Raw genomic sequence first — 18,862 nt, 5'->3', positions numbered from 1 at the left:
AATGCATTCCAAAATGTGGGAGCGGGCTTGCTCGCGAAAGCGGCAGTCCAAACACCGCAAATCTAAAGCAAACCGAATCAGCCCGGATCACGGAAGCCGGGATGGAAATCCTTCGGCACCGCCACGCTGACGCTGTCACGCGTCGCGATGTCGATGCCTTCGCTGGCGACCTCGGCGAGGAAGTCGATCTGCTCCGGGGTAATCACGTACGGCGGCAGGAAATACACCACGCTGCCCAGCGGACGCAGCAATGCGCCACGCTCCAGCGCATGCTGGAACACCTTCAAGCCGCGCCGTTCCTGCCAAGGGTAGGCCTCTTTGGTGGCTTTATCCTTGACCATCTCGATGGCCAGCACCATGCCGGTCTGGCGCACTTCGGACACGTTCGGGTGATCGACCAGATGCGCGGTGGCCGAAGCCATGCGCTGGGCGAGGGCCTTGTTGTTTTCGATCACGTTGTCCTGCTCGAAGATATCCAGCGTCGCCAGCGCTGCCGCACAGGCCAGCGGGTTGCCGGTATAGCTGTGCGAGTGGAGGAAGGCCCGCAGGGTTGGATAGTCGTCGTAGAAGGCGCTGTAGACGTCATCGGTGGTCACGCACGCCGCCAGCGGCAGGTAGCCGCCGGTCAGGGCCTTGGACAGGCAGAGGAAATCCGGACGGATGCCGGCCTGTTCACAGGCGAACATCGTCCCGGTGCGGCCGAAGCCGACGGCGATTTCGTCGTGGATCAGGTGCACGCCATAGCGGTCGCAGGCTTCGCGCAGCAGCTTGAGGTATATCGGGTGATACATGCGCATGCCGCCAGCGCCCTGAATCAACGGTTCAACGATCACTGCCGCGACACTGGCATGGTGCTCGGCCAGCGTCTGTTCCATCGCCGCGAACAGGTTGCGCGAGTGTTCTTCCCAACTCATGCCTTGCGGGCGCAGGTAGCAGTCCGGGCTTGGCACCTTGATGGTGTCCAACAACAGGGCTTTGTAAGTCTCGGTAAACAGCGGTACGTCGCCGACCGACATCGCGGCCATGGTTTCGCCGTGGTAGCTGTTGGTCAGGGTGACAAAGCGCTTCTTGTTCGGTTGGCCGCGGTTGAGCCAGTAGTGAAAGCTCATTTTCAGCGCGACTTCGATGCAGGACGAACCGTTATCGGCGTAGAACACCCGGTTCAGGCCTTCGGGCGTCATCTTCACCAGACGCTCTGACAACTCGATCACCGGTTGATGGCTGAAACCGGCCAGAATCACATGTTCAAGCTGATCGACCTGATCCTTGATGCGTTGGTTGATGCGCGGGTTGGCGTGGCCGAACACGTTGACCCACCAGGAGCTGACGGCATCGAGGTAGCGCTTGCCTTCGAAGTCTTCCAGCCAGACGCCTTCACCGCGCTTGATCGGGATCAGCGGCAGTTGTTCGTGGTCTTTCATCTGGGTGCAGGGATGCCACAGCACTGCGAGGTCGCGTTGCATCCACTGGTTATTCAGGCCCATTTACAGTCTCCTCGAGGCGGCTCGCGTCAGGCGCGGGCAAACAATCGCGCAAGCCTATGCAATGCATCGCGCGGGAACAACCCATTGTGTCGATTGAGCTACTTTGTATGAGCCGATAGACGTCGCTGGCGGCGCTTTGATGGCTAACGTATTCTTCGCGGTTCTTTGGGTCGTCTGACCCGCAAAACTGCTTTTTCCTACGTGTATTTCCGGAGTTCGCTGAATGTCTGTCGGTTGGCTGCGCGCCTGTGCGCTGGTGATGTTGGGGCTGTTCAGCGTTACAGCGCTGGCCAAGGATAAAACTGCAATCGTGATCGGCGGCGGCCTGTCGGGTCTGACTGCCGCCTACGAGCTGCAAAACAAGGGCTGGCAGGTGACGTTGCTGGAAGCCAAGCCAAGCCTGGGCGGCCGTTCGGGCATGGCCACCAGCGAGTGGATCGGCAACGACAAGACTCAGCCGGTGCTGAACAAGTACGTCTCGACGTTCAAGTTGAGCACCACGCCGGCGCCGGAATTCGTGCGCACGCCGGGTTATCTGATCGACGGTGAGTATTTCTCCGCCGCTGATCTGGCGACCAAGCAACCGGCCACTGCCGAGGCGATTAAACGCTATCAGAAAACCCTCGACGATCTGGCGCGCTCGATTGACGATCCGCAGAACCCGGCGGCCACCAACACGCTGCACGCACTGGACCAAATCAACGTGTCGAGCTGGCTCGACAAGCAGAACCTGCCGGCCACTGCGCGTCAGTTGATCAACCAGGACATCCGCACCCACTACGACGAACCCTCGCGTCTGTCGCTGCTGTACTTCGCCCAGCAGAACCGCGTTTATCGCGGTGTCTCGGACCGTGACCTGCGCGCCGCGCGTCTGGTTGGCGGCAGCCAGGTGCTGGCCCAGGCTTTCGTCAAACAGATCAAGGTCATCAAGACCAACTCGCCGGTGTCGGCCATCAGCCAGGACAAGGACGGTGTGACCGTCAAAGTCGGCGCTGTGGGTTATCAGGCTGATTACGTGGTGCTGGCCGTGCCGCTGCGCGCCTTGAACAAGATTCAGATGACGCCGGCACTCGACGCTCAGCACCTGGCGGCGATCAAGGGCACCAACTACGGCTGGCGCGACCAGATCATGCTCAAGTTCAAGACGCCCGTGTGGGAAAGCAAGGCGCGCATGTCCGGCGAGATCTACAGCAACACAGGTCTGGGCATGTTGTGGATCGAGCCGGCGTTGAAGGGCGGCGCCAACGTGGTGATCAACCTGTCCGGCGACAATGCTCGCGTGATGCAAGCGTTCGGCGACAAGCAGGTGGTCGATCAGGTGCTGATTCGTCTGCACGCGTTTTATCCACAGGCCCGCGGCTCGTTCACCGGTTATGAGATCCGCCGCTACAGCATCGACCCGTCGATGGGCGGCGCCTACCTGGCCTTCGGTCCAGGCCAGATCAGCAAGTTCTGGCGCCTGTGGGAACGCCCGCTGCAACGCATAGCGTTTGCTGGCGAACACACCGACACCTTGTACCCGGGCACGCTGGAAGGCGCACTGCGCACCGGTCAGCGTGCGGCCAGTCAGGTTGAAGATCTGGCGGCAGGCAAATCGTTCGAACCGGCCAAAGTGGTTCCGGCCGCTGCAGCGGCAGGCGCAGCAGGTGCTGTGGCGGCGAAGAAGGGCAACTTCTTCAGCAACCTGTTTGGCGGCTCCGATGACGAGAAGAAGCCAGCGCCAGCCAAGGCCCCGGAACCGGCTCCAGCCCCCGTGGCTCCAGCGCCAACGCCGGCACCTGCGCCAGCTCCGGTGCAAGCGCCGAAGCCTGCTGTTGCGGTAAAAGCTGAGCCAGCGAAGAAAGCGGCGACCAAGCCGGCTGCGAAGAAGCCTGCGGCCAAAACCCAAGCCAAAAAACCTGCGGTCAAGCCTGCAGCGAAAAAGACTGAGCCGGCGAAGAAACCAGTGGCAAAACCTGCCGCCAAGCCTGCTGCAACGACCGAAACCAAGGCGCAGTAAGGCCTTGCGGTAAACAAAAAAGCGCGGCTCTGATGCCGCGCTTTTTATTGGATTGAAACCATGTTTCTATATTCGATGCGGCTATTATTTATATATCAATTATTGCAGTCGGCTCAGTTGTAGGTGCGACCGATAACTCTTATGTTTCGAGCGTATCAACGTTTTTCTTTTTGCTGTGATGGTGTTGAAGCTGCATTGTTATGCTGCGGAGATGCCTTAAGTGCTTCTTGCTTCCAGGACGGCCATTGCTCAACAGTGCGACGAGACTCCGCTAAATGGTTGAGAAAGTCTTCTTTAGTTGGTGTCATTTTGGCTTCCCTCTAGGTACTTTGATAAAAGGTTTGCGGCTATCGTTTCGCGTTCAATGTACGAGCAAGGTAGCATTTGGGTTCGTAATTTAGCATCGTGCTCGCTCCAGTCAAGAGATTGTCCATCGTCAGACTTCCTGATGACAGGATAGCCGCTACCTAGGTTGGTAGAGAATAGATTGAAAAAACTCCTAGGCCCAACTCCGATGAAGGGAGCAAATACGACATTGTCGCTTTGCTGATTTAGTGATATGGAGTCGGAATGAAAGTCCAAGGCTTTGCTCTTCGGGTAAGGTTCAACATATATTACTCTTTTTATTCCGGAGGCGACTATGTGCTTGGCGCAATTGTGGCACGGGAAAGTTGTGCAGTATAAGTCACTGCCAGAGGTGCTGATCCCTAGTCGTGCACTCGAAAGCAACGCTTCCATTTCGGCATGAACGACCCTGCCATATTCCGTAATGTCTTTGATTTTGCTTTTTTTAATGAGGGGGCGAAGCTCTTCACGATACTCCATCGGAATCACCTTCAGGATGCTGTCGATTATCAGCCTTTTTTGAGTGGCATTGGAGTCCTCTCCCTTCATATAATCGCGACCATCTTTTGCGTCTACGATTTCCTGTGTGCTTTCATCTATTTCTGGCCAATATAGTCCGCCGTGTGCTTTTGGTACATCGTTAGCTCCCGTGGAAACTATACATTTATCCTTTGTCAGTACCGCGCCAACTTGTCGGGATAAATCAGCTGATCTCAGCGATGCCGAAAATGCCATGAACATGGCATATTCATCAAATGTTGGCGTTATATAGGGCTTCCCGAAAAGTAAATCAAAAACTCTCCAGATTTGCTTCTTTAGCGAATCTGAGTTTCCGTTATAGTTAATAAAGAAATCTGAAAGATGGTACGTGTCTCGGGTATGCTGGCCATAATCGTCTCGTTCGTCTGCGTCTCTATCGATCAACTTTGACGCCTGCTCCTCGGAAATTGATTTGTCTTTAGTCAGATAATTATGTCTCCTTGTGTGATCGGCATGCACACCAATCAGGAAAAATCCATTTGAGTAAATTTTTCGAAGCCTCTGCACTTCAGTCGGGTTCTTCAAAGAGTTGATAATAAAGGACTTCCTGCGAAATGCTTCCTGCTCTTTTCGAAGTAAATTGATTCTTGCAGCAGCACCTAGTGCCAGTATTGAATTGTCCTTGCTGTTTTTTCTTAGGTTGTTTCCTTCTTCCATGTAAGCAGTAATTCTTCCATACTCGTCTGAGCTGGGAGATGGATTTCCCAGGTTTGAAATTATGTCGGTAGAGATTTTTATACGATCAGCGGTATAGTTGAATTTAAGTAGGCGCTCCTCTATTAATCCTGCGACTTCGGCGAGGTTGGTTCCAATCGTGCCGACTAGGCCGATCACTAGTTCTGAGTCGGAATAAGAATCGTCAAGAAAATAAGTGTCTGGCCCTTGAGAGTCTGCTGAAAGTTCTGCTACAGCAGCCTCTGTTTCAGTGGTGATTTCTCCGGTTTCAGAAATTTCTTCGTGTGCCTGATGATTCAGTAAATCCTCTATCAGCGATTTTAGTTGCTCTGAGGAATTCTGGTCTCCTTGGAAGGTAATGTTTCCCGTCGACGGGTACCAATTCATTATTCCTCTATTGTTGGCTCTGAACTGATGTTGATTTTGGTTGACAGTCCTCCACTCGCCTGCATTTTGCAGTGACAATAATTTTATTTTTAACTCGTCGAATTCGCCGTCAAATCGCATCCCTTATCCCTGTACTGATATTGAACTGGCATCCGGCTACTTGCCGCAGATTCCGGTTCTTGATCATTGGGAGGGTAGTAGACGACTAGTGAGCGGTCTAGCCGCGGCGACAAGGGCAATATTTTTTGCCATTTTTGGCTATAAAAGACGATGTCCTCTAAGCGTCAACCTACACAAAACAAGGTTGATTCCTAATTTTTTGTGGAGATTTCCGACACTGAATCAGTTCTGAGAATGCTTTCTGTGTCAGAATTTTTTCCTGTCGGGATAGGATTGAGGTTTTTGGTTAATTTTTCCTTAACGCGGAGGCCAGAAGCTCTTGATCGTATTTCTCGATATTTCAAAGCGAAATTTTCCGCTTTAATTCGATAGATAACTCGCTAGTCTTGGTTCGCAGTTCTCACAGGATTTGGGCAATGCCGCTACGTAACTCTTCTTCGCGCTATGGTTGGGTCAGCATCTTCATGCACTGGGGCGTGGCGCTGGTGGTCTTTGGACTGTTCGCGCTGGGCTTGTGGATGGTTGGGCTGGATTACTACAGCACCTGGCGCAAAGACGCGCCGGACCTGCACAAGAGCATCGGTCTGGTGCTGCTGGGTGTGATGGTGTTGCGGGTGCTGTGGCGCTTTATCAGCCCACCGCCGCCGACGCTGCAAAGCTACAGCCGCATGACCCGCATCGGCGCTAAATTCGGCCACGGGTTTCTGTACCTGGCGTTGTTCGCTGTGATGATTGCCGGTTACCTGATTTCCACCGCAGACGGTGTCGGGATCCCGGTGTTTGGCCTGTTTGAAGTTCCTGCACTGCTCTCCGGGCTACCGGATCAGGCAGATACCGCTGGGGTGATTCATCTCTGGCTGGCGTGGGTGGTGGTAATTTTTTCCGGCCTCCATGCGTTGGCAGCATTGAAGCACCACTTTATTGATCGTGATGCGACCCTCACTCGAATGCTCGGTCGCAAAGCCTGAAGCTCAACCTCGACTCAAAGGAAAAGAAAGCATGTTGAAAAAGACTCTGGCCGCTCTGGCAATCGGTTCTGCCGTGCTGTCCGCCAACGTAATGGCCGCTGACTACATCGTCGACAAGGAAGGCCAACACGCCTTCGTTGACTTCAAGATCAGTCACCTGGGTTACAGCTACATCACCGGTACGTTCAAAGACATCGACGGCAAGTTCAGCTTTGATGCTGCCAAGCCTGAAGCGAGCAAAATCGAATTCAACGTGCGCACCGCCAGCGTATTTACCAACCACGCCGAACGCGATAAGCACATCGCCAGCAAAGACTTCCTGGACGTGGGCAAATTCGCTGACGCCAAGTTCGTCTCCACCAGCGTCAAGTCCACTGGCAAGAACGCCGCGGGCAAAGACACGGCTGACGTGACCGGCGACCTGACTCTGCACGGCGTGACCAAGCCAATCGTGGTCAAGGCTGTGTTCCTGGGTGAAGGCAAGGATCCATGGGGCGGCTACCGTGCCGGCTTCGAAGGCACCACCAGCATCAAGCGTTCCGATTTCGGCAAGATGATGGATCTGGGCCCACAGTCCGACAACGTCGACCTGTACATCTCGTTTGAAGGTGTGAAAGCGAAGTAACTTTCGCCCGCTACACAAAAACGCCCCCGGTCGTAAGATCGGGGGCGTTTTTTATTGTCTGCATCTCACCACGGTTCCCACAGGAGAATGTAGGCGCAGCATAAAAAATGCCCCGTCTCTTTCGAGCCAGGGCATTTTTCATGGCAGCGTTAACTCAGCGGTTGCGGGTCAGCAACGCTGGTTTTTCGCCACGCGGGCGGCTTGGCAGTTGATCGAGTTGCTCAGGCGTCGGGAAGCGGTCGGCTTTCGATTCCTTGTGCATGATCTTCGGGCCATTGCTGCGCGGGTTCTGCACAGCCGGTTCGGTGCGTGGCTGATCGTCACGGGCCGGACGGCGGTTGCGAGAGGAGGACGACGAGGATTCGTCACGACGACCCTGGCCATCACGCGGAGCGCCGTTGCGCGGGCCGTTGCGTTTGCCCGGCGGAGTACCGGTGCTCGAACCGTTGCTGTTGCGCGGGCCGTTCTGACGACCTTGCGACTGACCGCCGCGTGGTGCGCCCGAACCTGCGCCCTGAGCCGGCGCGCCTGGACGACGGCCACGGCCGCCGGCAGGGGCTGGCTTGGGTACGTAATCAACGCGGTTACCGAAGTTATCGATATCGTCGTCAAGAAATTCGTCCGGTGCACGGTCAGCGGCCGCGCGTGGTGGCTGGCTTGGACGTTGTTCGCGGGACGCACTGCCTTCGCGTGGTTTCTGCTGACGGGCAGGGCGCTCGCCACGTTCGCCGGCGGGCTTGTCTTTGCCCTTGTCTTTGCCTTTGTCTTTACGACCGCCGCCGCCACCGCCGCCATTCGGGCCGTCACCGCGTGGGCCGCGAGGGTTGCGTGGATTGCGCACGTCCGGACGTTCACGTACTTCAGGCTTCTCGGCCTCGATGGTGCTGGAATCGAAGCCCATCAGGTCGCCATCGGCGATTTTCTGCTTGGTCATGCGTTCGATGCTTTTGAGCAGCTTTTCTTCGTCCGGAGCAACCAGCGAGATCGCCTCGCCCGAACGGCCGGCACGGCCAGTACGGCCAATACGGTGAACGTAATCTTCATCAACGTTCGGCAGTTCGAAGTTGACGACGTGTGGCAACTGGTCGATGTCCAGACCGCGAGCGGCGATGTCGGTGGCCACCAGGATGCGTACTTCGCCAGCCTTGAAGTCGGCCAGGGCTTTGGTGCGGGCGTTCTGGCTCTTGTTACCGTGGATCGCCACAGCCGGCAGGCCATGCTTGTCCAGGTATTCTGCCAAACGGTTGGCGCCGTGCTTGGTGCGGGTGAACACCAGCACCTGTTCCCAGGCGCCTGCGGTGATCAGGTGCGCCAACAACGCACGCTTGTGACTGGCCGGCAGGCGGAACACGCGTTGCTCGATGCGCTCGACCGTGGTGTTCGGCGGTGTCACTTCGATGCGTTCCGGGTTGTGCAGGAGTTTGCCGGCAAGGTCGGTGATGTCTTTGGAGAACGTCGCCGAGAACAGCAGGTTCTGGCGCTTGGCCGGCAGACGCGCGAGGACTTTCTTCACGTCGTGGACAAAGCCCATGTCGAGCATGCGGTCGGCTTCGTCGAGGACGAGGATTTCAACGTGGGACAGATCGACGCTGCCTTGGCCGGCGAGATCGAGCAGGCGACCCGGGCAGGCGACGAGGACGTCGACACCACGGGACATGGCTTGAACCTGCGGGTTCATGCCGACGCCGCCGAAGATGCAGGCGCTGACGAATTTCAGGTCACGGGCGTAGATCTTGAAGCTCTCGTGAACCTGGGCCGCGAGTTCGCGGGTCGGGGTCAGAACCAATACACGTGGCTGGCGCGGGCCGTGACGCTGGGATTTGTCCGGGTGGCCGTTGGGGAACAGGCGCTCCAGGATCGGCAGGGCGAAGCCGCCGGTTTTACCAGTACCTGTCTGTGCCGCAACCATCAGGTCGCGACCTTGCAACACGGCGGGAATGGCCCGCTGTTGCACCGGAGTAGGCTCGGTATAGCCCGCATCGTTGATGGCGCGGACTAAAGCCTCGGAGAGACCGAGGGAAGCAAAGGACATGAGTAATCCTGTTTTAGTTAGGGCTTGGCCCAATGGGAGTCTTGCCTGGCGCGAATGACGTTTAAGAGGACGCAATCCCGTCCGGTCCTGCTGCGGTTCCGAAGGCACGTCTGGAGCGCTCGCGCGGGCTGGAAAGCTGCGCTGTAGCGGGTCGAGAGGCCTGTTACGGTTCCGGGCGTCCGGGCGTGAGCCTGGCGGGAACGCCGGAGTATAACAGAGCAATCACTGCGCGCTGCTTTCCTGCTGCTCAACGGTTTTGCGGCTGGCCGAAGCAGAGCCCAACGGCGGGTCCTCGACAGGTGCCGCGCCATAGCGTGCGCTGAGTACGGCATAGGCCGGTTCTCGCTTGAACCGTTTGAGTTCTGCGCCGAAACGCTGCACCAGCAAATCCATCCCGGCATTGCGCCGAACCGCCAGAAACTGGCTCTGGCGGCTAATAACGGCAGGATTTTCACTGATCTGATCACGCAGATTCAGCTCGTCGAGCAAATGCTGGCCGACGCGGCGATCAGTGATCAACAAGTCGATACGACCGCGTACCAGCTTGCCGAAGTTGGCTTCGTGGGTGGGGGCCGGCTCACGGGTAAACAATGTTGATTCGCTGAAGTCGGGACTGTAGAGGTAGCCCGGCGAGGTGCCAATGGTCAGGCCCTTGAGTTGTTCGAGTTTGCTGAAAGGGTGCGGCCGGTCGTTGGCATAGAACATCACGAACTCGACGTCCGACAGCGGTTCGCTGGGATAGAGCAGGGTGGCGTCGCGCTCGTCGCTGTGAAAGATGTCCAGTGCGCCGTCGGCCTGGCCGGTTTCCAGCATCGACAGGCAACGCTTCCAGGGCAGGAATTGCCATTCGACTTCAATGCCCAGGCGCTTGAACACGATGGCCGTGGTTTCGAAGTCCAGCCCGAGTTTCTTGCCGTTCTCCTCGTACACGTACGGCGCCCATGGCTCGGTGACAATACGCAACTTCTCGCCTCGAGCGGCGAAGCTCAGGCAAGCAAAAACCAGCACTGCGAATAACTGCGTGATCAAAGGCATGGCCTGAGATTACGACGAGAAACACGAAAGAGCCAGAAAGTGCCTGCACAAGCTCTGTTTCGGGCCTTTAAAAGCAAAAGATCGCAGCCTTCGACAGCTCTTGAGAGCTGTCGAAGGCTGCGATCTCTTGATCTTGCTTTGCGGCTTTAGCGTGAAGCTTGCAACTGCTTCAACGCGGCAACTTCAGGTTATTCCAGATCGCCAGGCTAGGTTCGGCCTGGTTCATGGAATAGAAGTGCAGCCCCGGTGCGCCGCCCTGCAACAGGCGTTCGCACATCTCGCTGACGACGTGTTCGCCGAAGCGCTGAATGCTCTGGCTGTCATCGCCGTAGGCTTCCAGTTGCTTGCGGATCCAGCGCGGAATTTCCGCACCGCAGGCATCGGAGAAGCGCGCCAGTTTGCTGTAGTTGGTGATCGGCATGATCCCTGGAACCACCGGAATATCCACGCCCAGCGCCTGCAAACGGTCGACGAAGTAGAAGTAGCTGTCGGCGTTGAAGAAGTACTGGGTGATCGCGCTGTCGGCACCGGCGCGGGCCTTGCGCACGAAGTTGGCGAGATCGTCTTCGTAGTTGCGCGCTTGCGGATGCATCTCCGGGTAAGCAGCCACTTCGATGTGGAAATGATCACCGGTTTCTTTACGAATGAATTCAACCAGCTCATTGGCGTGACGCAGTTCACCGCTGGTCATGCCCATGCCGGACGGCAGGTCACCACGCAGGGCAACGATGCGCTTGATGCCGGCAACCTTGTACTCGTTCAGCAGGCCGCGCAGGTCGTCCTTGCTGTCGCCGACGCACGACAGGTGCGGTGCGGCCGGTACTTTGACTTCGCTTTCCAGTTGCAGAACGGTGTTGAGGGTGCGATCACGGGTCGAACCACCAGCGCCATAGGTGCAGGAGAAGAAATCGGGATTGTACGTTGCCAACTGACGGGCAACGTTGAGCAGCTTTTCATGCCCAGCATCGGTCTTGGTCGGGAAGAACTCGAAGCTGTAGCGACGGTCTTGGGACATGGGAAATACCCTTGGAAACACGAAGCCTGTGAGGCTTGCGCCGCCCATGTGGGAGCAGGTTTGCTCGCCAAAGCAGTGGGTCAGGCAACATCTGTGTTGAATGATGTACCGCTTTGGCGAGCAAGCCCGCTCCCACAGGGAGAGCAGGCCGCCGCGTCAATCAGTAGCGGTAAGCGTGCGGCTTGAACGGGCCTTCGACGGTGACGCCGATGTAGTCAGCCTGTTGCTTGGTCAGTTGAGTGACCACGCCACCGAAGCCGCGAACCATTTCCAGGGCCACTTCTTCGTCGAGTTTCTTCGGCAGGACTTCAACGGTCAGGCGCTCGGCTTTCTGGGCTGGCGACAAGTCGGCGTACTTCTGGCCGAACAGGAAGATCTGTGCCAGAACCTGGTTGGCGAACGAACCGTCCATGATGCGGCTCGGGTGACCGGTGGCGTTGCCCAGGTTCACCAGACGACCTTCGGCCAGCAGGATCAGGTAGTCGTCGTTCTGTGCGTCGAAAGCGCCCGAACCGGTACGGTGGATCTTGTGTACCTGTGGCTTCACTTCTTCCCATGCCCAGTTCTTGCGCATGAAAGCAGTGTCGATTTCGTTGTCGAAGTGACCGATGTTGCAGACAACAGCGCGCTTCTTCAGAGCTTTGAGCATGTTGGCGTCGCAAACGTTGACGTTACCGGTGGTGGTCACGATCAGGTCGATCTTGCCCAGCAGCGCTTTGTCGATGCTGGCTTCGGTGCCGTCGTTGATACCGTCGATGAACGGCGAAACCAGTTCGAAACCGTCCATGCAGGCTTGCATGGCGCAGATCGGGTCAACTTCGGAGACCTTGACGATCATGCCTTCCTGACGCAGGGACTGGGCCGAGCCCTTGCCCACGTCACCGTAACCGATGACCAGCGCTTGCTTGCCGGACAGCAGGTGGTCGGTACCGCGCTTGATCGCGTCGTTCAGGCTGTGACGGCAGCCGTACTTGTTGTCGTTCTTGGACTTGGTCACCGAGTCGTTGACGTTGATGGCCGGGATTTTCAGCTCGCCCTTGGCCAGCATGTCCAGCAGACGGTGTACGCCGGTGGTGGTTTCTTCGGTCACGCCGTGAACGCGATCCAGAACCTGCGGGTACTTGTCGTGCAGCAGTTGAGTCAGGTCGCCGCCGTCGTCGAGGATCATGTTGGCGTCCCATGGCTGGCCATCCTTCAGGATGGTCTGCTCCAGGCACCACTCGTACTCCTCTTCAGTTTCGCCTTTCCAGGCGAAAACCGGGATGCCGGCCGCAGCGATAGCGGCAGCGGCCTGATCCTGAGTCGAGAAGATGTTGCACGACGACCAGCGTACTTCGGCACCCAGGGCAACCAGGGTTTCGATCAGCACGGCAGTCTGAATGGTCATGTGGATGCAGCCGAGTATCTTGGCGCCTTTCAACGGCTGTTCGCCGGAGTATTTGCGACGCAGACCCATCAGGGCTGGCATTTCCGATTCGGCGATGATGGTTTCGCGACGGCCCCAGGCAGCCAGGGACATGTCGGCCACTTTGTAATCGTTAAAATCTGCAGGCGTGATAACAGCGCTCATGAAGAGCCTCCATTCGTAATGTATGCGAATGGGCGCCGTTGTGCGTTTAGTGTCTGGCCTGAGCCAGTCAACGCCCCATCCGAGCCTGACAGGTTGAACCTGCTGCAGCGCCCCTCGGACAGGTGGCGGGAAAACGGTAGCAAGTGAACGTTACCGTTTTGAAACGGGGGCGATTATAGCTGTCTAGACTGATCTTCCAAAGGCTTTCTGTCGGCCAAATGAAGATCGCCAATGGCGACCATAGTCGAAGGCTCATGGAGCATGACCGATCAGTCTGCCAAGATGGCGCCCATCTTTCGGCAAACGCTCAGGAGTGAACATGAATTTCCACACCCGCAAATGGGTAAAACCCGAAGACCTCAACCCCAACGGCACGCTGTTCGGCGGCAGCCTGTTGCGCTGGATCGACGAAGAAGCGGCGATTTACGCCATCGTCCAGTTGGGCAATCAGCGCGTGGTGACCAAGTACATCTCCGAAATCAACTTTGTCAGCGCCTCGCGTCAGGGCGACATCATTGAGCTGGGCATCACCGCCACCGAGTTCGGCCGCACCTCGATCACGCTCACGTGCGAAGTGCGCAACAAGATCAGCCGCAAGAGCATTCTCACCGTCGAGAAAATGGTCTTTGTGAACCTGGGGGAAGACGGCTTGCCGGCCCCGCATGGGCGGACCGAGATCAAGTACGTCAAAGACCAGTTCAAGGACGATGAACGGGTCACTCCGTAACATCGGCAGCGAGCAAGTCACGCTCCCGCAGTTTCAGCGCAGCCCCTGTGGGAGCGGGCTTGCCCGCGAGGGCGGTGTGGCAGGCGGCGAAGATTTTCCCGCCTACTGAACAGCCATGAGCGCCGGAGGTCGTAGCTAAAAGCCCCCACCGGTTCCGACGCTATGACAACCCCTACAGACGGCAAGACCCCTGACCTCTCGGCCAAAGAGCAAGACGATGTCAAGGAAAGCCAACCGCCCCGTGCGGCGGTGCTGCACGAAATCATTCGCTCCCAAGGTGATCATGAACTGGAGCGCAGCATCGCTGCGTTGTGGTGGTCGGCGCTGGCCGCCGGGCTGACCATGGGGTTGTCGCTCATGGCCATGGGCTTGCTCAACTCTCGCCTGCCCGACGGTGAAGCGTTCAAGGTGATTGCCAGCTTCGGCTACTGCGCCGGCTTCCTCGCGGTCATTCTCGCCCGCCAGCAACTGTTCACCGAAAACACCCTGACTGCCGTGTTGCCGGTGATGAGCAAACCCTCCCTGGCCAACTTTGCTCGTCTGATCCGCCTGTGGACAGTGGTGTTGGTCGGCAACTTGTGCGGCACCATTCTGGTGGCTTACGGAATGCTGGAACTGCCGATTTTCGATAACAACACGGACCTGGCCTTTCTCGAAATCGGTCGCAAGGTCATGGAAAACCAGCCAAGCCAGATGTTTGCCAAAGGCATCGTATCCGGCTGGATGATCGCCACCATGGTCTGGATGATTCCGTCCATGGAGAGCGCGAAGATCTGGATCATCATCCTCATCACTTACCTCATGGCGCTCGGCGATTTCACCCATATCGTGGTGGGTTCGGCAGAAGTGTCGTATCTGGTGTTTGCCGGCGAGTTGCCGTGGAGTGATTTCTGGATGGTGTTCGCAGGGCCGACGCTGGCCGGGAACATCATTGGCGGTAGCTTCATCTTCGCGCTGATCAGTCATGCGCAAATCCGTAGCGAAAGCCGGCCAGTGAAATCCGCCGCCCCTGACGACGCTTATGGCAAATCGAAGAAGGATTGAGTGCGGTCAGGCTACGCGGTTGAAAGTGCCTTGCACAAAGCGCTCATCATGTTCGGCCGGTCAGTCTGAACATAGCGGATCAGCGCGATCTCTCGGTCATACCGATCATTGCCAACCCGGCTCACGGCACATTTATGGCCCCATTGTTCAAAGCCCGACCAATAAGGCACGAGGCTCACGCCAAGACCTCCAGTCACGAGCATGGCGATGGTCTCCAATGCATCCAGATCTACCAACGGCGTCGGTATCAATCCATGGTCCGCCAAATAATGTTCGGCATGCCGCCCACCCCACGAATCAGGATCGTAGCGGATGTACGGTTGGGTCATCAGTTGGGTCGGGATGCTATCGGCGCACTCTTGCTTCGACAGAAACACCAGAGGTTCCTTGCGTAGCGATACCGCCTGCAGGGCTTTAGGCAACTCAAACGGCGGAACGACGAGGATCGCAGCGTCCACTTCTCCCGAAAGAAGCGCTTGATACAACGACCGCGATGTTCCGGGCACGATGACCGGCGTGAGCCCCGGCGCCAACTCGGTCAGTGCTCGCAATGCCCCGGGTAGCAGCCCCGTGAGAACAGTAGAAACAGCGCCTATTCTCAACTGCCCGGTAAGCCCCCGCACGTCAGCATCTGCGGCCAGTAATTCGATTTCGCGAACGATGCGTTTAGCTCTGGGCAATAAACCAAGGCAGGCTTGACTCGGCTTGGCTGCGTGCCCGACGCGAGATAGCAGCTCAAAACCGAGTTGCCGTTCGAGCACGAGCACTCGCTGGCTGATCGCCGCTGCCGTCAACCCTTCGATGCGTGCGGCATGTGCTATGGAGCCTGATTCCACGACGGCGATGAGGCTCTTCAAGTAACGCGTATCCATAAGAAATACTTTCGATATCGAAAAAATTACATGCTATCTCTTTTGATATAAATCGCACAGTCTTCAACTCGCCAGTTATTTCCGTCTTCCGGCGACCTTCAGGAGCTACCTATGCAGTCTATTTTTCATGTTGCTATTCACGTCAGCGATCTGGAACTTTCCCGCCAGTTCTATGGTGAGTTGCTGGGATGTGAGGAAGGTCGTAGCACCGATACCTGGGTCGATTTCAATTTTTTCGGGCATCAATTGTCGTTGCATTTGGGAGAGCCCTTTAGGGTAACTAACACAGGGAAAGTAGGTGAGCACGACGTACCAATGCCCCATCTTGGCGTGATACTCAAGATGTCGGACTGGATTGTTTTAAAAGACCGTTTGATCAAAGGCCGAGTGAATTTTGTTCTGCCCCCCAGCATTCGTTTTCCAGGAGAGCCTGGTGAGCAAGCAACCATGTTTTTTCTGGATCCCGCCGCAAATCCTATCGAGATAAAAGGCTTCACTGACTTGCAGTCAGTTTTTGCCGCTTGAAGTTTCCATGTAGTGCACTCCCATCAAGTGCTTTTCGAAGGGAAGCCCAAGGAGCGATATGCAAACTTTTAATAACGCAGACGCCACTGCCATTTCGCACATGGTGCGTTCTGGTGTCGTGAGCGCAGAAACGGTCGCCGAGCACTTTCTTGAATGTGTCGAATCGCAAGAGCGAAGCATAAATGCGTTTGTGTCCTTCGACCCGGACAAGGTGCGCAGTCAAGCTTGCCAATTAAAAAACAGCGATGCGAAAGGCCTCCTGGCGGGTGTGCCCGTGGGGGTCAAAGACATCTTTGACACCCTGGATCATCCCACCCGTTTTTACTCCCCCATCTATGAGGACAACCGGCCTTCGCGTGACGCTCATGTCGTCGCGCTTCTGCGCCAGGCCGGAGCCGTCATCATGGGCAAGACCCATACCACCGAATTCGCTTACATGCATACCGGTCCAACCCGCAACCCACATGATCTTGACAGAACTCCAGGAAGTTCAAGTGCCGGTTCGGCAGCGGGAATGGCGGCAGGCTTTTTTCCAATCGCATTGGGCTCACAGACAGCCGGATCATTGATCAAGCCAGCATCCTATTGCGCACTGTATGCGTTCAAACCTTCGTATGGGTTGATTTCTCTAGAGGGGGTCAAACCCTTGGCGCCGAGCTTCGATACGGTGGGTTGGTATGGCCGCTCCGTGCGTGATCTGGAACTGATGGCTCAAGTCTTGATCCCCGGTTTGGCCAAGGGTGTTAATGATCGTCGTTTATGTAAGTTCGGCTTCTGTCGTACCGCCCGTTGGGATCAGGTCGACGAGGATGTGGCGCAATCACTGGACGCTGCTGTTGAAGAACTGAGATCGGCGGGACATCAAGTGAGCGAGGTGTTGCTGCCTGAGGAGTTTGCTGCGGTATTTGATGACCATCTGCTGATAAACGATTGCGAGGGCGCTCGTTCATTGGCCAAAGAACTGCAAGCGCATCCTGACAAACTAAGTGAAGAATTATTGGCCATGATCGAGCGCGCCAGTCTGACGACGTGGGAGCAAGAGTCAGCGGCAAAGAAGCGTTTGGCAACGTTGGCCACGGTGTTGGAACCGATATTCGAGCCTTTCGATGCCGTCCTGGGGGCAAGTTGTGGCATCGTCGCTCCGAAGGGCCTGGGCGCTACCGGACCTTCCGATTTCAGCAAATTCTGGATGGCGTTTGGCTTGCCTCAAATTAACCTCCCTCTGGTTCGCGATATCGGGGCGTTACCCGCAGGGCTTCAAATGATTGGAAGTTTTAGAGGCGACAGCATTCTGTTACACGCTGCCGAGCAGGTTGATGCGGTGCTGAGAGCTGCTGGTTAATACGTGGGCGCTGTGGCATCTGCTCGGGATGCTGAGCAGGCCGTCGCAGAGCGAGTGCTCTGCGAAGGTGCCTGATTGAGCTGTCAGTGTGCTGAATCGGCAGCGCTGACGTTCTGTGCACGGGTCACCCCGCGAACGACGCGGCCAATGGTCAGGCCCTGAAGCAGGATTGATGACAGCACCACGATGTAGGTGATGCTCAGCAGCAGATCACGCTCTTGCCCCAGTGGCAGCGACAGCGCCAGGGCCACCGAGACCCCGCCGCGCAACCCGCCCCACGTCAGCACGCGGATGGTACCGCGTGGCACGGTGCGCCAGCGCCGCAACAGCAGGATCGCTGGGGCCACGGTGAGCAAGCGCGACAGCAGGATCGCCACCGCCAGCAAGCTCGCCGCTGCTACGTGCAACCAGTTGAACGGCAGCAACAACAGCTCCATGCCGATCAGCGCGAACAGCAGGGCGTTGAGCATGTCATCGAGCAACTCCCAGAAGCCGTCGAGGTATTTGCGCGTCATGTCGTTCATCGCCAGGTTGCGGCCCAGGTTGCCGATGATCAGTCCGGCAACCACCATCGCAATCGGTGCCGAAACATGCAACTCACTGGCCATCGCCGAGCCGCCGATCACCAGTGCCAAGGTCAGCATCACTTCGATCTGGTGCTGCTCGATGCTCTTGATCATCAGATAGACCAGATAACCGATCAGCCCACCGAACAGCACGCCGCCGATGGCTTCGTGAGCGAACAGCATGGCCGTGGCGCTGACGGTCGGGGTTTCGCCGAGTTGGGCAATGCCCAGCAGCACGGTAAACACCACGACGGCGGTACCGTCGTTGAACAGCGACTCGCCGACGATGGTGGTTTTCAGTGGTTTTGAGGCATTGGCGGTACGCAATACACCGAGCACCGCGATCGGGTCGGTGGGCGAAATCAGCGCACCGAACAACAGGCAGTAGAGGAAACTCACGTGCCAGCCGAACAGCGCGAAAATATAGTAGGCAAGGCTGCCGATCAGCGTGGTAGCGATCAAGACACCAACGGTTGCCAACAGACCGATAGGCCAGCGATAGCTGCGCAGGTCATTCAGATTGACGTGCAAGGCGCCGGCGAACAGCAGGAACGACAGCATCCAGTTCATCAGCAAATCGCCGAAGTCGATCTGGCCGATCAGTTGCTGCACACGCTCTTCGAGGCCGGGATAGCCGAGCACGCTGAGACCCTGTAGCAGCAAGGAAAACATCAGTGCGGTCACCATCACGCCGATGGTCGGCGGCAGGCCGATGAAGCGGAAGTTGACGAAGGTGAGCAGGGTGGTGAGGCAGATGAAAGCGGCTACGAGCTCGAGCATCCGGGGTCCTTGGGATGAGGTGTGGAAAGACAGCGCACCGATTCTTCAGTGCAAGGGTTGGATGGGCTGAATCAGGCTGGGGACACAGTGAGGTGTGATCCGATGAAGAGACCTTCACCCCGGCCCTCTCCCGGAGGGAAAGGAGCCGGTGCTGTTTATCAGTGTGCAATGGAGTGCGGCGTGATCGCTTGCGGTATAAACAGTTGCTGAT

Annotated in this window: 16 protein-coding genes and 1 riboswitch; of the genes, 7 read left to right on the top strand and 9 right to left on the bottom strand. The window is 57.1% G+C overall.

Features of this window, described 5'->3' with window-relative positions:
- Positions 1-77: 77 nt before the first annotated feature.
- Positions 78-1,484 (bottom strand): adenosylmethionine--8-amino-7-oxononanoate transaminase, encoded by a 1,407-nt coding sequence (locus AACY11_RS16560; RefSeq protein ID WP_339430324.1) that lies wholly within the window; start codon positions 1,482-1,484, stop codon positions 78-80.
- A gap of 223 nt (positions 1,485-1,707) precedes the next feature.
- Between AACY11_RS16560 and AACY11_RS16555 the strand changes: the two genes are divergently transcribed.
- Positions 1,708-3,483 carry a flavin monoamine oxidase family protein gene (locus AACY11_RS16555; protein ID WP_339464493.1) on the top strand — a complete coding sequence of 592 codons (1,776 nt, stop codon included), beginning with the start codon at positions 1,708-1,710 and terminating at the stop codon, positions 3,481-3,483.
- 155 nt (positions 3,484-3,638) lie between these two features.
- On the opposite strand, the gene AACY11_RS16550 is transcribed toward AACY11_RS16555, so the two are convergent.
- The gene (locus AACY11_RS16550; protein WP_339430322.1) at positions 3,639-3,791 is read right to left on the bottom strand and encodes a hypothetical protein; all 153 of its coding nucleotides are present in this window, start codon (positions 3,789-3,791) and stop codon (positions 3,639-3,641) included.
- Positions 3,778-5,550, bottom strand: coding sequence for an anti-phage dCTP deaminase (locus AACY11_RS16545; RefSeq protein WP_339495314.1), 1,773 nt, complete (start codon positions 5,548-5,550; stop codon positions 3,778-3,780). The genes AACY11_RS16550 and AACY11_RS16545 overlap by 14 nt, the downstream gene beginning before the upstream one ends.
- A 416-nt stretch (positions 5,551-5,966) precedes the next feature.
- Between AACY11_RS16545 and AACY11_RS16540 the strand changes: the two genes are divergently transcribed.
- On the top strand, positions 5,967-6,518 hold the full coding sequence (locus tag AACY11_RS16540; RefSeq protein WP_339430320.1) for a cytochrome b: 552 nt from the start codon (positions 5,967-5,969) through the stop codon (positions 6,516-6,518).
- 31 nt (positions 6,519-6,549) lie between these two features.
- On the top strand, positions 6,550-7,143 hold the full coding sequence (locus AACY11_RS16535; RefSeq protein WP_339430319.1) for a YceI family protein: 594 nt from the start codon (positions 6,550-6,552) through the stop codon (positions 7,141-7,143).
- Between the two features lie 154 nt (positions 7,144-7,297).
- Here the strand turns inward: AACY11_RS16535 and AACY11_RS16530 are convergent, their stop codons facing one another.
- The 4 genes from AACY11_RS16530 to ahcY form a co-directional block, all read right to left on the bottom strand.
- Positions 7,298-9,175: a DEAD/DEAH box helicase gene (locus AACY11_RS16530; protein ID WP_339430318.1), complete on the bottom strand. Its 1,878-nt coding sequence runs from the start codon at positions 9,173-9,175 to the stop codon at positions 7,298-7,300.
- Positions 9,176-9,397: 222 nt separating this feature from the next.
- Complete coding sequence (locus AACY11_RS16525; RefSeq protein WP_339495312.1) at positions 9,398-10,210, bottom strand: substrate-binding periplasmic protein; 813 nt, start codon at positions 10,208-10,210, stop codon at positions 9,398-9,400.
- Positions 10,211-10,379: 169 nt separating this feature from the next.
- Entirely contained in the window at positions 10,380-11,225 is an 846-nt protein-coding gene (metF, locus tag AACY11_RS16520) for a methylenetetrahydrofolate reductase [NAD(P)H] (RefSeq protein ID WP_339495310.1), read from the bottom strand.
- A gap of 160 nt (positions 11,226-11,385) precedes the next feature.
- Complete coding sequence (gene ahcY, locus AACY11_RS16515) at positions 11,386-12,795, bottom strand: adenosylhomocysteinase (protein ID WP_221732352.1); 1,410 nt, start codon at positions 12,793-12,795, stop codon at positions 11,386-11,388.
- Positions 12,796-12,818: 23 nt separating this feature from the next.
- Positions 12,819-12,917, bottom strand: a riboswitch (S-adenosyl-L-homocysteine riboswitch).
- Positions 12,918-13,114: 197 nt separating this feature from the next.
- Between ahcY and AACY11_RS16510 the strand changes: the two genes are divergently transcribed.
- Positions 13,115-13,522: an acyl-CoA thioesterase gene (locus tag AACY11_RS16510; protein WP_221732351.1), complete on the top strand. Its 408-nt coding sequence runs from the start codon at positions 13,115-13,117 to the stop codon at positions 13,520-13,522.
- A gap of 162 nt (positions 13,523-13,684) precedes the next feature.
- Positions 13,685-14,566 (top strand): formate/nitrite transporter family protein, encoded by an 882-nt coding sequence (locus AACY11_RS16505; RefSeq protein WP_339430315.1) that lies wholly within the window; start codon positions 13,685-13,687, stop codon positions 14,564-14,566.
- Positions 14,567-14,577: 11 nt separating this feature from the next.
- Here AACY11_RS16505 and AACY11_RS16500 read toward each other — a convergent pair whose 3' ends face one another.
- Positions 14,578-15,438, bottom strand: coding sequence for a LysR substrate-binding domain-containing protein (locus tag AACY11_RS16500; RefSeq protein WP_339495308.1), 861 nt, complete (start codon positions 15,436-15,438; stop codon positions 14,578-14,580).
- Between the two features lie 111 nt (positions 15,439-15,549).
- On the opposite strand from AACY11_RS16500, the gene AACY11_RS16495 reads away from it, so the two are divergent.
- Positions 15,550-15,963, top strand: a complete 414-nt coding sequence (locus AACY11_RS16495) for a VOC family protein (RefSeq protein WP_339495306.1) — start codon at positions 15,550-15,552, stop codon at positions 15,961-15,963.
- 58 nt (positions 15,964-16,021) lie between these two features.
- Positions 16,022-17,305, top strand: coding sequence for an amidase (locus AACY11_RS16490; protein WP_339495304.1), 1,284 nt, complete (start codon positions 16,022-16,024; stop codon positions 17,303-17,305).
- Between the two features lie 83 nt (positions 17,306-17,388).
- On the opposite strand, the gene AACY11_RS16485 is transcribed toward AACY11_RS16490, so the two are convergent.
- On the bottom strand, positions 17,389-18,651 hold the full coding sequence (locus AACY11_RS16485) for a cation:proton antiporter (protein WP_339430311.1): 1,263 nt from the start codon (positions 18,649-18,651) through the stop codon (positions 17,389-17,391).
- Between the last annotated feature and the right edge of the window lie 211 nt (positions 18,652-18,862).

Source organism: Pseudomonas sp. RA_105y_Pfl2_P56 (genome assembly GCF_963970845.1).
GTDB lineage: Bacteria > Pseudomonadota > Gammaproteobacteria > Pseudomonadales > Pseudomonadaceae > Aquipseudomonas > Aquipseudomonas baetica_A.
Note: the sequence above shows the minus strand (reverse complement) of the source record. Positions and strands in the feature narration are given on the sequence as shown.